This window comes from Pseudomonas paraveronii, from assembly GCF_963681955.1.
Classification (GTDB): Bacteria; Pseudomonadota; Gammaproteobacteria; order Pseudomonadales; family Pseudomonadaceae; genus Aquipseudomonas; species Aquipseudomonas paraveronii.
Map to the genome: position 1 here is coordinate 516,302 of NZ_OY817130.1, position 14,119 is coordinate 530,420.

Consider the following 14,119-nt stretch of genomic DNA (forward strand, 5'->3'; position numbering starts at 1 on the left):
CTCTACGAAGAGCAACTAATCTCCAAATGCTTGCCCCAATCCGGCGGCCGCTGCGCGTACTGCTCCATCCCCGGCTGTTCCTCGAACGGCTTGCTCAACACCTCGTGCAACCGTCGCACTTCGCTGTAATCCCCCGACTCGGCAGCGGTGATGGCGTTCTGTGCGAGGTAATTGCGCAGGATGTACAGCGGGTTCACCGCATGCATCCGCGCACGGCGCTGTGCTTCGCTGTACTCGCCATTGCGCGCCACGCGGGCCTTGTACGCGTCGGCCCAGGCATCGAACCCGAGCATGTCGACAAAGTCGTCACGCAACCGCGCCAGCGCGTGCGCCGCCGGCTCATCGCCCAGGCGCCGGAAGAACAGCGTGTAGTCAACGCTGCTGTTCTGCATCAACTGCAGCAAGCGCTCCACCAGTTGCTGGTCATCGTCTTCGGCGGTGGTCAGCCCCAGCCGGCGGCGCATCAGGTCCAGGTAGTGCGCCTGGTACAGCGGCAGGTACAGGCCGAGGGTTTCCTTCAAGGCGTCGACGCTGATAAACGGCGTGAGCGCCTGTGCCAGCGCACTGAGGTTCCACTGCCCGATCGGCACCTGATTGCTGAAGGAGTAGCGCCCTTCATGATCGGAGTGGTTGCAGACGAAGTGCGCGTCAAAGTCGTCGAGAAACGCAAACGGCCCGAAGTCGAAGGTGATGCCGAGGATCGACATGTTGTCGGTGTTCATCACCCCGTGGCAGAAGCCATAGGCCTGCCATTTGGCGATCAGTTCGGCGTTGCGCTCGACGACTTCGCGGAACATCGCCAGGTACGGTTCGGGCTGTTCCTGGCACTCGGGGAAGTGCAGCTTCAATACATGTTCCGCCAGTTCCGCCTGCTGCTCAGGCTTCTTGGTGTAGTAGAAGTATTCGAAATGGCCGAAGCGGATATGGCTATGGGCCAGGCGTAGCACCATCGCCCCACGTTCCTGCTTCTCACGCCAAACCGGCGTGCTGGAGCCGATCACGCACAGTGCGCGGCTGCTGGGGATGCCCAGTGCGTGCAGCGCTTCTGACGCCAGAAACTCCCGAATCGACGAGCGCAGCACTGCGCGGCCATCGCCCATGCGCGAGTAGGGCGTCTGCCCGGCGCCCTTGAGGTGCAGGTCCCAGTGTTCGCCGGCGCGGTTATACACCTCGCCGAGCAGCAAGCCACGGCCATCGCCCAGTTGCGGGTTGTAGGAGCCGAACTGATGCCCGGAATACACCATCGCGCGCGGTTCGGCTTCGGCCCACAACTTATGGCCGCCGAACAGCTCGGCGAATACTGGCGTTTCTGCAACTGCCGGGTCGAGGTCGAGCAGGGCCATGGCGGCGTCGCTCGCCACGACCAGGCGCGGTTCGTCGAGGGGTTCGGGCAGGACGTGGGTTGAGAACGCGTCGCCCAGGCGTGCGAAGCGGTTGTCGAAGGTCAGTTCGTCGAGGGCTTTCACCGGCCATCTCCAGCAGAATGTCCGAGCATTCTGCTGGGGATAGGCGCTTTAGTCGAGCGTGGAGGGCGGCGGCTCGGGTGCGTCGACCACTTTGCCTGGCGGTGGCTGCGGTGCGTCTGGGGCCTTGGCCGGGTTGGCGATGGCGTGGTTCTCGTCTTCCACCGGCACCAGCTTGTACTCCTGGCCGTGCAGGTTTTTCAGGTAAACCTCCATCTGCCGGAACGAGATGTTGATATGGTTGTTCTTGAACTCGCGGTTGATAAAACGGTTCACCTCGTCGATCACCGGGTTGCGGTCACCGAGGTCGCGCACGTGCATGCGCAGTTCGTGGTCGAGGGTGCTTTCGCCGAAGTTGAGGAAGTACACGAGGGGTTCGGGCTCTTTCAGGACCCGTGGGTTTTCCCGTGCGGCCTGAAGCAGCAGGGCCTTCACCAGGTCGAGGTCGGAGCCGTAGTCCACGCCGAGTTTGAGGGTGACCCGGGTAATGGTGTCGGTCAGCGACCAGTTGATCAGTTGCCCGGTGATGAAGGTTTTGTTCGGGACAATGATGTCCTTGCGGTCGAAGTCGGTGATGGTGGTGGCGCGGATGCGGATCTTGCTCACCGTGCCCGACAGGTTGCCGATGGTGATGGTGTCGCCGATCCGCACCGGGCGCTCGAACAGGATCATGATGCCGGAGATAAAGTTGGCGAAGATCTCCTGCATGCCGAAGCCCAGGCCCACCGACAGCGCCGCCACCAGCCATTGCAGCTTGTCCCAGCTTACGCCGAGGGTCGACAGGGTCGAGACAAACCCCACGCCGGCAATTACATAGGACAGCAACGTGGTGGTGGCGTAGGCGCTGCCCTGGGCCAGGTCCAGCTTGGACAGCACCAGCACCTCGAGCAAACCGGGCAGGTTGCGCGCCAGGGCGAAGGTGATGCCGATGATGATCAGCGCGCCGAGCATGTCGCCGATGCTGATCGGCACCATGCTGATATTGGCCCCGGTGCCGCTGGTGTATTCGTAGAGGGTGATGTTGTCCAGGTAGGAAAACACCGAGATCAAGTCCGACCACACCCAGTACAGCGCCGCGATGAAGCCGCCGAGCAGGGCCAGGCGGATCAGGCGCATGGATTGTTCGTTGACCTGTTCGATGTCCAGGGTCGGCTCTTCGATCACCGCTTCGCCGTCGCCGGCTTCTTTGGCGGCCTGGCGTTTTGCTAGCGCCCGCGAATAGGCCAGGCGCCGGGCCGCGACACCCAGGCCGCGGACGAAGGTGGCTTCGATCACCAGCCAGAACATCAGCAGGTACAGGGTGTTGATCAACCGATCGCTGAGCTTCAGGGCGGTGTAGTAATAGCCAAAGCACACCGCGATAAACAGCGCGATGGGCAGCGCGGTAAACAACAGGCCTGCGCCTTTGCGGAACAGTGAGGCTTTCTCGTGGGTCGTGCTGTGCAACAGCAGGCGGCCCAACAGCCAGGCCATCAGCGCGTAGCAGGTCAGCACCACGCCGATGCCGAGCACGTCGTCGGCCAATGCCGCCGGCTGATGCTCGGCAATGGCCACCACGGCCACCAGCGCCAGTACCACGAGCCCGAGCTTGCGCACCCAGCCTTGCAGGAATTCGACCTGCGGACGTTCCCAGCGAAAGTGCAATTCGGCTACGCCGCCCGGCGCGAGGATTCGGTAGGCGGTGTAAAACACCATCCACGCCTGGGCGATCTGCAACAGCGCAGCGCCCAGGTTGGCGTTCTGCCCGCGGGCGTCGATCTGCAACGCATAACCGCATAACGCCAGGCCCAGGGCCACGGGCATGGCCAGCAGGATATTCACCAGGATCGCCTGGGGCGTGTGCCATTGGCTGTCACGCTTGAAGTGGCCGATGTCCAGGTGGACCTTTTTCAGGCGTGCGTACAAGGCGTTGCGCCGCCACAGCAGCGCGCCGATCAACAGCAGCAACGGCAGGAACAGCAGCGGGCGCTGGGTCAGGCCGTCGTACAGTTCGCTGACGCTGGAGGCCCAGGGCAGGGAGGTGACTTGCTTGCTCAGGTGATCCGGAACGGTTTCCAGCCACTCGGTATCCAGCGGCTTGTTGCTGGGAATCCAGAACATCTGCTCATCGAGGGTCGCACGCAGGGTGGTGGCGGTGCTGAGCAGTTGTTTCTGGTTCAGTTGCAGGGTGATCGATTCATTGAGCAGCGCACTCAGCTCGCGGCTCAGGCGCTCGAGCAGGTCGCTGCGGGTGATCGCCAGTTCCAGCAGGGTGCGCCGCAGTTGCGGGGTGATCTCATCCGGCGGCTGGTTGGCCAGCAGGTTATCCACATAGGTGCTGGGCGAGCTGATCAGTTCGCGTTGCTGGTTGACCTCGAACTGGTACAGGCGAATGTTGGCGATATTGTCTGCCAGGTCGCGGTCGACCGTCAGACGCGGCAATGCCTGCTTCTGTTTGTACAGAATCTTCGACAGCAGCAGGCTGCCCTTGAGCACGTTGATCTGCTCTTCCAGCGCCGAGTCGCTCTGGGTCACGGCGTCCAGTTGCTGCTTGGTCTGCAGGTTTTTCTGGGTCAGGTCGTTGAGGCGGTCGGTGCTTTTGAGCAGGTAGTCGGACAGTTTCAGGTTGGTCGCGCTTTCCGTGGCCAACAGGCTGCTGCCGCCGGCTTTCTGCGCTTCGATGGACTGTTGGGTCACCGTCTGCTGGGACTGGGCCAGGCGTTTCTGGTTGATCAGGGTTTGCAGGTCCTGGATCTCTTGTTCCAGGCGCGCGGTTTTTTCCACTACCAGGTCATGCTGGCTGTTGCCCAGGTCTTGCAGTTGGCTGTTGCCGGCCAGTTCCTGGCGGCGCAGCGGGATCAGTGCATTCAGCGACGCCAGTTCGGCGTTCAACTGGTTGCGCTGGTCGGCGCTGAGGGTTTTGCCGTTGTCCTTGCCGGTCTTGAGGATCGCATTGATCTGCTGGATGCGCGTCTGGCTGCTGCTGATTTCGGTCTGGGCGCGCTCGGGGCGAGTTTGGGCGGCGATGGTCAGGCTGTTGGCTTCGGCCAGGTCTTTTTGCAGGTCGCCTTGCTGGGTGGTGCGCTGCACCAGCAGTTGTTCCAGTTGCGGCACCGGCAAGGTGGCGTAGCGTTGGGCCACCGGGACGATTTTAGTCGCCTTGAGCCGGGTCAATTCGCGCTGGTTTTCGCTGGTCAGGCGCGGGGCGTCTTGCAACTGGCGCTTGAGATCGGCCAGGCGCTGCTCGTAATCCTGCTTGTTGCCCAGGTAGGTCAACGTCTGCTGCAGGATCGCCTGCAGCGCCTTCATGTCGGCGTCGGGCAGCTTGCGATCGGGCAGCTTGTCCAGGGTTTGCTGGATAGCGTCGGCGCTGGGCGGGTCGGCGGCGTGTACGTTGCCGACACAAAGGGTCAGGCCCAGCAGGGCAGTGGCGAGAAAAGTGCGCAGGGTTGGCATAGAGACCGGTCGAGCAAGGTGAAGAAACGGGGCAGTGTTGCCCCGCAGTTTAGAGGAAGAGTCCGGGGCCTGGGCGACTTCCTTCGGGGAATCTGACGCCGACTTTGCCAATCTTGTTCCCGTCCATGACCGCGACGGTCCAGATCGTGTTGTTCCACTCCACCTGGTCGCCGACCACCGGCGCGCCGCCGACTTTCTGGGTGATGAAGTGGCTCAATGGCATGTCCGGGTCGATGCCTTCGAGTTGCAGGCCATACAGCGCCGACACCGCGCCGAGCTGGGCGTCGCCTTCGAGGACGAAGTCGCCGAAGAAGCGCAAATCCAAGCCGCGTTGCGGCGCCTGGCTGAACAGTTTGCCCAGGGCTGGCAGGTTGTGTTCGTGACCGATCACGCAGAGCAAGTCGTCGGCTTCCAGCACCGTGCTACCCGACGGATGGAGCAGTTGCTGGCCACGGAACAGCGCTGCGATGCGCGTGCCTTCGGGCATTCTCAGTTCGCGCAGGGCTGCGCCGATGCACCATTTTTCCGCGCCCAGGCGGTAGACGAACAGCTCCCACTCGCTGGTGACGTGGACTTCCAGGGCGGCGCGGGAAATCGGCGCCGGCTCCGGTGGTACGGTTACTTTCAGCAGCTTGGCCACCCACGGCAGGCTGGTGCCTTGCACCAGCAGCGAGACCAGCACGATAAAGAACGCCAGGTTGAAGTACAGCTGCGCATGGGGCAGGCCGGCCATCAGCGGGAACACCGCAAGAATGATCGGCACCGCGCCGCGCAAACCGACCCAGGCGATAAAGGCTTTTTCACGGTCGTGGAACGCCTTGAACGGCAGCAGGCCAACGATCACCGACAGTGGCCGCGCAAACAGGATCATCCACAGCGCCAGGCCCAGGGCGGGCAGCGCAATCGGCAGCAGATCGTGGGGCGTGACCAGCAGGCCCAGCACCAGGAACATGCCGATTTGGGCGAGCCAGGCCATGCCGTCGAGCATATGCAAAATGCCATGACGGCTGCGCACCGGGCGGTTGCCGATCACCAGGCCGCACAGGTACACGGCGAGGAAGCCGCTGCCGTGCAGGGCGTTGGTCAGGGCGAAAACGAACAGGCCGCCGGCGATCACCAGGATCGGGTACAGGCCGTTGGCCAGGTTGATCCGGTTGACCATCTGCAGCATCAGCCAGCCGCCGCCCAGGCCGATGAGGCCGCCGATGCCGAACTCGCGCACCAGGTGAATCAGCAGGCTCCAGTGCAGGCCGGTCTGGCCGCTGGCGAGCATGTCGATCAGGGTGACGGTCAGGAACACCGCCATCGGGTCGTTGCTGCCGGATTCGATTTCCAGGCTGGCGGAAACCCGTTCGTTGAGCCCCTTGCCGCCGAGCAGCGAGAACACCGCGGCGGCGTCGGTGGAGCCGACAATCGCGCCGATCAGCAAACCTTGAATGATATTGAGGTCGAACAGCCAGGCTGCGGCCATGCCGGTGAGACCGGTGGTAATCAACACCCCCACCGTGGCCAGCGACAACGCCGGCCAGAGTGCCACGCGAAAACTCGCCACCCGTGTGCGTAAGCCGCCGTCGAGCAGGATCACGGCCAGGGCGAGGTTGCCCACCAGGTAGGCGGTGGGGTAGTTATCGAAGATGATGCCGCCGCCGTCGACGCCGGCGACCATGCCCACGGCCAGGATGATCACCAGGATCGGGATGCCCAGGCGGGACGAAAGAGAGCTCACCAGAATGCTCGCACTCACCAGCAACGCGCCGATCAAGAACAGGCTGTTGATGGTCGTCGCATTCAAAGGCAGTACTCCATGGGCAAAATAAAACGGGGCGCACTCTGACCATGCAGTCTGCGTGCCAGCGATTCTAACCTGTTGAATTGCCGCGCTGTCAAAAAGGTTTTCGTGATTCACATAGATTCAAATGTGGGAGGGGGCTTGCCCCCTCCCATTCGACCAAGTGCAGTCAGTCAGAGGCGAAACCGCCCGACCATCCCATTCAAATCCACCGTCAGGCGCGGATTTTGCTCATTTGGTTCAGGGCGAACACACCGAGAAACAACATGAGTGCGCCAATCAGGGCGAAGCCTGGGAAGGCGCGCGGCGCAATATTCATATTACGAAGAGACATGCGGGAATCCTGCGCAGATGCGCGCTCCATGCTGCCTTGAGATGGGCTAAGCATCACCTATCGGCAGTGCGATTAAAGTCTAAAGTGGCATGTGCGTTTATCGCATCTGACGAGGGGCCGGGCCGATTCAGGAACCTGATGGGGGAAATGCAGTCACTAAGGCTCGAAAGTGTGGCTCGGCCCTTAACAATCGGGCTGCGCGCCGGGGATAACCCTGGCATCCGAGGTGAATTTTCTTTATCGTCACCGCCCTTTGAAAAGCCCAGGAAATCAAAATGTTAGAAGCATCCCTCAGCCAACTGGAACAACTGGTCAGCGACCTGGTACAGCAGAATCACGACCTGTTGGGCACCAATGAATCCCTCAAGGCGGAACTGGCCCGCGCCAAGGATGAGAACGACAGCCTGCAACTGAACCTGATGGAGCAGGAAGAAAAGAACGGCGCTACCGCTGCGCGTATCCAGGCGTTGGTTGAGCGTGTGAGCGCAGGTCCTGTCAGCGCATGAACGAAGGGATAAAGGTCGTTTCGATTCTCGGAGAGGATTACTCGATCAAGGCACCGGCCGGAGAAGATCAAACCCTGATGCGCGCCGTGACCCTGCTCAAGGCCTCCCTGGCGACTACCAAGCAAAAGTACCCGACCCTGATCGGTGACAAGCTATTGGTGTTGGCCGCGCTGAACCTGTGCGCCGAGCAGATCGAAATGCAACAGCGTCACCAGCAGGAACTCGACCGTTACCAAGAGCAAGTCAGCGCCACGGTCGAGGTGATTTCCAAGGCTATCGGCCAGCCTTAGAACCACTCATCCTGCATGCCGAGGCACGTATCATCGCGGGCCTCCAGAATCGCCAGTTCATGATGGCAGCCCGGTACTTCCCAGGTCAGGAAGTACCGGGCGGCCTGGAGCTTGCCTTTATAGAAGGCGGTGTCCGCCGCATTGCCCTTGGCCAGGCCTTCTTCGGCGCGAATCGCCTGCTCCAGCCAGCGCCAGCCAATCACCGTGTGCCCGAATACCTTAAGGTACAGCGCCGAATTCGCCAGGCTGCTGTTGACTTTGCCTTGGGCGAGATCCGTCAGCAGGCCGATCGTCACGCTTTGCAAGCGCGCCACCAGGTGTTCCAGCGGTTCTCGCAAGGCATTCAGCGAGGGGTATTGCTGCGCCCGTGCGCCCGTTTCGGCGATCAACCGAATCAACTGCTTCAGCCCGGCGCCGCCGTTCTGCGCCAGCTTGCGCCCCAACAGGTCCAGGGACTGAATGCCGTGGGTGCCTTCATGGATCGGGTTGAGGCGGTTGTCGCGGTAGTACTGCTCCACCGGGTATTCACGGGTGTAGCCGTGGCCGCCGAGAATCTGGATCGCCAGCTCGTTGGCCTTGAGGCAGAACTCCGAGGGCCAGGATTTGACGATTGGGGTCAGCAGGTCGAGCAGTTCGTGGGCGCGCTTGCGCTCGACGTCGGTTGCCAGGGTGGTGGTGTCGTCGAACAGGCGTGCGGCATACAGGCCGAGGTCGAAGGCGCCTTCGACGTAGGCTTTCTGGGTCAGCAGCATGCGCTTGATGTCGGCGTGCTGGATGATCGACACCGGCGCGGTGCTCGGGTCTTTGCTGTCTGGCAGGCGGCCCTGCGGACGTTCGCGTGCGTATTCCAGGGAATACAGGTAACCGGCGTAACCGAGCATCACCGCGCCCATGCCGACGCCGATGCGCGCTTCGTTCATCATCTGGAACATGCAGCTCAGGCCCTGGTGCGGCTTGCCCACCAGATAGCCGACGCAGTGCCCGTTATCGCCGAAATTCAGCGCCGTGGACGTGGTGCCGCGCCAACCCATCTTGTGGAATAGCCCGGCCAGCAACACATCGTTGCGCGCGCCCAGGCTGCCATCGTCGTTGACCAGGAATTTGGGCACGATAAACAGCGAAATGCCCTTCACCCCGGCCGGTGCGTCCGGCAGCTTGGCCAGCACCATATGCACGATGTTTTCCGACAGTGGGTGGTCGCCGCCGGAGATAAAAATCTTGTTGCCCTTGAGGCGATAGCTGCCGTCCGCCGCAGGCTCGGCGCGGGTCCGAATGTCCGACAGCGACGAGCCGGCATGCGGCTCGGTCAGGGCCATGGTGCCGAAGAAACGCCCCTCGATCATCGGTTGCAGGAAGCGTTGCTTCTGCTCCTCGGTGCCGAAACTTTCGATCAGGTTGGCGGCGCCCATGGTCAGGAACGGGTAGGACGTTGACGCGGCGTTGGCCGACTGGAAGTGCGCGAAGCAGGCCTGGGACAGCAATGTCGGCAACTGCATGCCGCCGGCTTCGAAACTGCGCGCGGCATTGAGAAAGCCCGCTTCGAGGAATGCGTCCACCGCCGGTTTGACTTCCGGGATCAGGATGGCCTTGCCGTCCTCGTAGCGCGGTTCGTTTTCGTCGTTCTTGCGGTTATGCGGCGCGAAGTACTTCTCGGCAATGTTCCGGGCGGTACTGATGGCCGCGTCGAAGGTTTCGCGATTGTGTTCGGCAAACCGCTCGCGCTGGGTCAAGCCCTCGGCATCGAGGACTTCGTACAGCTCGAAAGCCAGATTGCGGGAACTGAGTAGCGTCTCGGACATGGCGGCTTACCTGTGTGGGAAGGGGCCTGAGTCTAAGTGCGGGAATGGAGGGCGGCTAGCAAGATTGATCTGGGTGATGGAGGGGCAGAACGCGGACGAGGAGTTGAAATGCGACCGAATGTGGGAGGGGGCTTGCCCCCGATTGCAGTGTGTCAGTCAGTTCAACTGTTACTGATACACCGCCATCGGGGGCAAGCCCCCTCCCACATTTTTTCCGCGTTTCGGCAGTTAGCCGATGGTCATCAGGCTGGCGTTACCGCCCGCCGCTGCGGTGTTGACGCTCAACGCACGCTCGATCACCAAACGCTCCAGGGCGATCGCAGTCTCGCCTTGGGACAAACCATGTACCCCGACAATCGCCCCGCCACGCTGGGCGACTTGCTGGCAAACCGCGCGCAGTTGATCGGAGTCGCCATGGTGCAGGACCGCGTCGAACACGACTTCGTCCTTGGTCCAGTCGGCCACGCGCTTGATCTTCGCCTGAATCTCCCTCGGCAGGCGTGGGAACAAGGCTTTGGTCAGCTCAGTTTCCGGCCATACCGCCGAACCGCCGACGGCCAATACCGCCGCCAGTTGGGTCAGCAGGTCGCCTTCCACTTCCGCCAGGCACAGTACGTGCTCGCGGGGCAGGATGGCGTAGCTGTTGCGCTCGCCGGTCGGACCGGCCAGCAGGCGGGTGATACCGCTTTGCGATTGCGCGGCGAACCGGCTGCACACGGCACTCAGTTCGCTGAACGTGTTGCTGTCGGCCCAGGCTTTCAAGGCGGTCAACGGTTGGCTCATGGCGTCGCGCAGGCGCACGTCCGGTGCGGACAATGCGTCGCCGCGAACGAAGGATTGCTCGATCGCATCAGTAGGACGCGTCGACAGCAGGCGGTACAGGTACAGCGGACCGCCGGCTTTCGGGCCGGTGCCCGACAGGCCTTCGCCGCCAAACGGCTGCACGCCGACCACGGCCCCGACAATGTTGCGGTTGACGTAGACGTTACCGGCATGAACGTTGTCGATCACCTTGGCGATGGTCTCGTCGATGCGCGTGTGTACGCCCAGCGTCAGGCCGTAGCCGGAAGCGTTGATCTGGCCGATCAACTGGTCGATTTCTTTACGCTTGTAGCGCACCACGTGTAGCACCGGGCCGAAGATCTCCCGTTGCAGCTCGTCGAAACTTTCCAGTTCGATCAGGGTTGGCATCACGAAGGTGCCGCGCTTGATCTCTTCGCCGTCGGCAATCGCCACCTGGTACACAGTGCGGCCTTTGTCGCGCATGGCCTGGATGTGCTTCTCGATGCCGGCCTTGGCTTCGGCGTCGATCACCGGGCCGATATCCACCGACAGGCGCTCAGGGTTGCCCAAACGGCATTCAGCCATGGCGCCCTTGAGCATTTCGATGACGCGGTCTGCAGAATCTTCCTGCAGGCACAGGACACGCAGGGCCGAGCAACGCTGGCCGGCACTGTCGAAGGCCGACGACACCACGTCGATGACCACTTGTTCGGTCAGGGCCGAGGAGTCGACGATCATCGCGTTCTGACCACCGGTTTCGGCGATCAGCGGAATCGGCCGGCCCTGGGCATCCAGGCGTCCGGCGACATTGCGTTGCAGCAGGCGCGCGACTTCGGTGGAACCGGTGAACATCACGCCTTTGACGCGCTCATCACCGACCAGGCGCGCACCGACGGTTTCGCCCTGGCCCGGCAGCAGTTGCAGCACGCCTTCCGGAATACCGGCTTCGAGCAGGATGCGCACCGCTTGTGCGGCCACCAGCGGGGTTTGCTCGGCAGGCTTGGCCAGTACCGGGTTGCCGGCGGCCAGTGCAGCGGCGACTTGCCCACTGAAAATCGCCAGCGGGAAGTTCCATGGGCTGATGCAGACCACCGGGCCTAATGGGCGGTGGGCGTCGTTGGTGAAATCGTGACGCGCCTGCACGGCGTAGTAACGCAGGAAGTCCACGGCTTCACGCACTTCGGCGATGGCGTTGGCGAAGGTCTTGCCGGCTTCACGGGCCAGCAGGCCCATCAGCGGCTGGATCTCGCCTTCCATCAGGTCGGCGGCACGTTCGAGGATCGCGGCACGCTCGGCGGGCGGGGTGGCCTGCCAGATCGGACCGGCGTTGATGGCGCACTGGATCGCGTTGTCGACGTCGTCGACGGTGGCTTCCTGTACGTGGCCGACCACATCACGCAGGTCGGACGGGTTCAGTACCGGCGCAGCGGCCTCATTGCTGGAGGCGCAACCCAGCATCGGCGCGGCTTTCCAGTGGTTGTGCGCGGTGGCCAGCAGGGCGCAGGACAGCGACGCCAAGCGGTGTTCGTTGGCCAGGTCGATACCGGCCGAGTTGGCGCGGTCGCTGCCGTACAGGTCACGCGGCAATGGAATACGCGGGTGCGGCAGGCCGAAGCCGCCTTCCAGCGTCGCCATTTGCTCGATGCTGGCCACTGGATCGGCCACCAGCTCCTGGATCGAGATGGACTGGTCGGCAATGCGGTTGACGAACGAGGTGTTGGCGCCGTTTTCCAACAGACGACGCACCAGGTAGGCCAGCAGGGTTTCGTGGGTGCCGACCGGTGCGTACACGCGGCACGGACGGTTCAGCTTGCCATCGGCAACCTTGCCGACGACCTGCTCGTACAGCGGTTCGCCCATGCCGTGCAGGCATTGGAACTCGTACTGGCCGGGGTAATAGTTCTGACCGGCGATATGGTAGATGGCCGACAGGGTGTGGGCGTTGTGCGTGGCGAACTGCGGGTAGATGACTTCCGGCACCGACAGCAGTTTGCGTGCGCAGGCAATGTAGGACACGTCGGTATAAACCTTGCGGGTGTAGACCGGGTAGCCTTCCAGGCCTTCGACCTGGGCGCGCTTGATTTCGCTGTCCCAGTACGCGCCTTTTACCAGGCGGATCATCAGGCGGTGACGGCTGCGGCGCGCCAGGTCGATGACGTAGTCGATCACATACGGGCAACGCTTCTGGTAGGCCTGGATCACGAAACCGATGCCGTTCCAGCCGGTCAGTTGCGGCTCGAAGCACAGGCGTTCGAGCAGGTCCAGGGACAGTTCCAGGCGGTCGGCTTCTTCGGCGTCGATGTTCAGGCCGATGTCGTATTGCTTGGCCAGCAAGGTCAGGGACAGCAGGCGCGGGTACAGCTCGTCCATCACGCGTTCGTACTGGGCGCGGCTGTAACGCGGGTGCAGGGCCGACAGCTTGATGGAAATGCCCGGGCCTTCATAAATCCCACGGCCGTTCGAGGCTTTGCCGATGGAATGAATGGCCTGCTCGTAAGATGCGAGGTACTTCTGCGCATCGTGTTCGGTGAGTGCGGCTTCACCGAGCATGTCGTAGGAATAGCGGAAGCCCTTGGCTTCGAACTTGCTCGCATTGGCGAGGGCTTCGGCGATGGTTTCGCCGGTGACGAACTGCTCGCCCATCAGGCGCATGGCCATGTCGACGCCCTTGCGGATCATCGGCTCGCCGCTCTTGCCGATGATGCGGCTCAGGGACGAGGTCAGGCCGGCTTCGTTATGCGTGGAGACCAGTTTGCCGGTCAGCAGCAAGCCCCAGGTGGCGGCGTTGACGAACAGCGACGGGCTGTTGCCCAGGTGCGGCTGCCAGTTGCCGGTGCTGATCTTGTCGCGGATCAGCGCGTCACGGGTGCCTTTGTCCGGGATACGCAGCAGCGCTTCGGCCAGGCACATCAGTGCCACGCCTTCCTGGGACGACAGGGAGAATTCCTGCAGCAAGCCCTGGACGATGCCGGCACGGCCGCCAGCGCTCTTCTGATTGCGCAGTTTTTCTGCAATCGACGCGGCCAGCTTATTCGTGGCTTCGGCCATCTGGGCCGGCAGGCGAGCCTGTTCGATCAGCATCGGCACCACTTCCGGCTCAGGGCGACGGTAAGCGGCGGTGATCGAGGCGCGCAGGACGGATTGCGGCAGGATGCTCTCGGCGAACTCGAGGAAACACTGATGGGCGTGGTCGGACTGGACCTCGCCGGCGTCATCGGCCTCCTTGCTGCTCAAGCCATTGAGCTCGGTCAGGGTTGCACCACCCTCGAGTTTCTCCAGGTAATTGAAAATCGCCTGCTTGATCAGCCAGTGCGGCGTGCGATCAATGGAGGTCGCGGCCGCCTTCAGGCGCTCGCGGGTCGGGTCGTCGAGTTTGACCCCAAGGGTGGTCGTAGCCATTTTCTTATCCTCATGGGTGCCACTACCGAGTGGCATCAGCTGGCGGCAAGATTAGCTTCGCTCTGGAAGAGGTGCAACCGGGTGCAACCCTTTTTATGCATGAAATTTTCGAGTTTCAATCGGAAAAAATCCGGCCCTCGACCGATTCCGCTTTGATTTGGTGCATTTGCTTCTGAGATCGGCTGTTCTTGCTCCGAAAAGGAGCAAAAACGGGGTGTTTTGAGCAAAACACATCAAGGTGCAACTTATTCGCGAGAAACTGGTTGCACCTTATTTGCTTTGTTGAATAGCATTCGCGGCCAAGGTGCAACCATGCTTAGG

Annotated in this window: 7 protein-coding genes; 2 read left to right on the top strand and 5 right to left on the bottom strand. The window is 62.3% G+C overall.

Annotation, left to right across the window (positions count from 1 at the left end; genetic code table 11):
* Window positions 1–2: 2 nt before the first annotated feature.
* From selO to U5A08_RS02260, 3 genes are read right to left on the bottom strand one after another with little or no spacing between them, the layout of a single operon-like run.
* On the bottom strand, window positions 3–1,466 hold the full coding sequence (gene selO, locus U5A08_RS02250) for a protein adenylyltransferase SelO (protein WP_321850103.1): 1,464 nt from the start codon (window positions 1,464–1,466) through the stop codon (window positions 3–5).
* 48 nt (window positions 1,467–1,514) lie between these two features.
* The gene (gene mscK, locus U5A08_RS02255) at window positions 1,515–4,898 is read right to left on the bottom strand and encodes a mechanosensitive channel MscK (protein WP_253392964.1); all 3,384 of its coding nucleotides are present in this window, start codon (window positions 4,896–4,898) and stop codon (window positions 1,515–1,517) included.
* 49 nt (window positions 4,899–4,947) lie between these two features.
* On the bottom strand, window positions 4,948–6,690 hold the full coding sequence (locus U5A08_RS02260) for a potassium/proton antiporter (RefSeq protein WP_253392965.1): 1,743 nt from the start codon (window positions 6,688–6,690) through the stop codon (window positions 4,948–4,950).
* A 606-nt stretch (window positions 6,691–7,296) separates the two neighbouring features.
* Here U5A08_RS02260 and U5A08_RS02265 point away from each other — a divergent pair.
* Window positions 7,297–7,527, top strand: a complete 231-nt coding sequence (locus U5A08_RS02265; RefSeq protein WP_247397258.1) for a hypothetical protein — start codon at window positions 7,297–7,299, stop codon at window positions 7,525–7,527.
* Window positions 7,524–7,817, top strand: coding sequence for a cell division protein ZapA (locus U5A08_RS02270; RefSeq protein ID WP_253392967.1), 294 nt, complete (start codon window positions 7,524–7,526; stop codon window positions 7,815–7,817). Before U5A08_RS02265 ends, U5A08_RS02270 begins: the two co-directional genes overlap by 4 nt.
* Here the strand turns inward: U5A08_RS02270 and U5A08_RS02275 are convergent.
* Entirely contained in the window at window positions 7,814–9,616 is a 1,803-nt protein-coding gene (locus tag U5A08_RS02275; RefSeq protein ID WP_321850107.1) for an acyl-CoA dehydrogenase, read from the bottom strand. The genes U5A08_RS02270 and U5A08_RS02275 overlap by 4 nt on opposite strands.
* 228 nt (window positions 9,617–9,844) lie before the next feature.
* The gene (gene putA, locus U5A08_RS02280; protein ID WP_321850108.1) at window positions 9,845–13,798 is read right to left on the bottom strand and encodes a trifunctional transcriptional regulator/proline dehydrogenase/L-glutamate gamma-semialdehyde dehydrogenase; all 3,954 of its coding nucleotides are present in this window, start codon (window positions 13,796–13,798) and stop codon (window positions 9,845–9,847) included.
* Window positions 13,799–14,119: the final 321 nt, after the last annotated feature.

Excerpts from the sequence above, each read along its gene's own strand:
- mscK (WP_253392964.1), bottom strand. The coding sequence starts at position 4,898 with ATGCCAACCCTGCGCACTTTTCTCGCCACTGCCCTGCTGGGCCTGACC.
- U5A08_RS02265 (WP_247397258.1), top strand. The coding sequence starts at position 7,297 with ATGTTAGAAGCATCCCTCAGCCAACTGGAACAACTGGTCAGCGACCTG.
- U5A08_RS02270 (WP_253392967.1), top strand. The coding sequence starts at position 7,524 with ATGAACGAAGGGATAAAGGTCGTTTCGATTCTCGGAGAGGATTACTCG.
- U5A08_RS02275 (WP_321850107.1), bottom strand. The coding sequence starts at position 9,616 with ATGTCCGAGACGCTACTCAGTTCCCGCAATCTGGCTTTCGAGCTGTAC.
- putA (WP_321850108.1), bottom strand. The coding sequence starts at position 13,798 with ATGGCTACGACCACCCTTGGGGTCAAACTCGACGACCCGACCCGCGAG.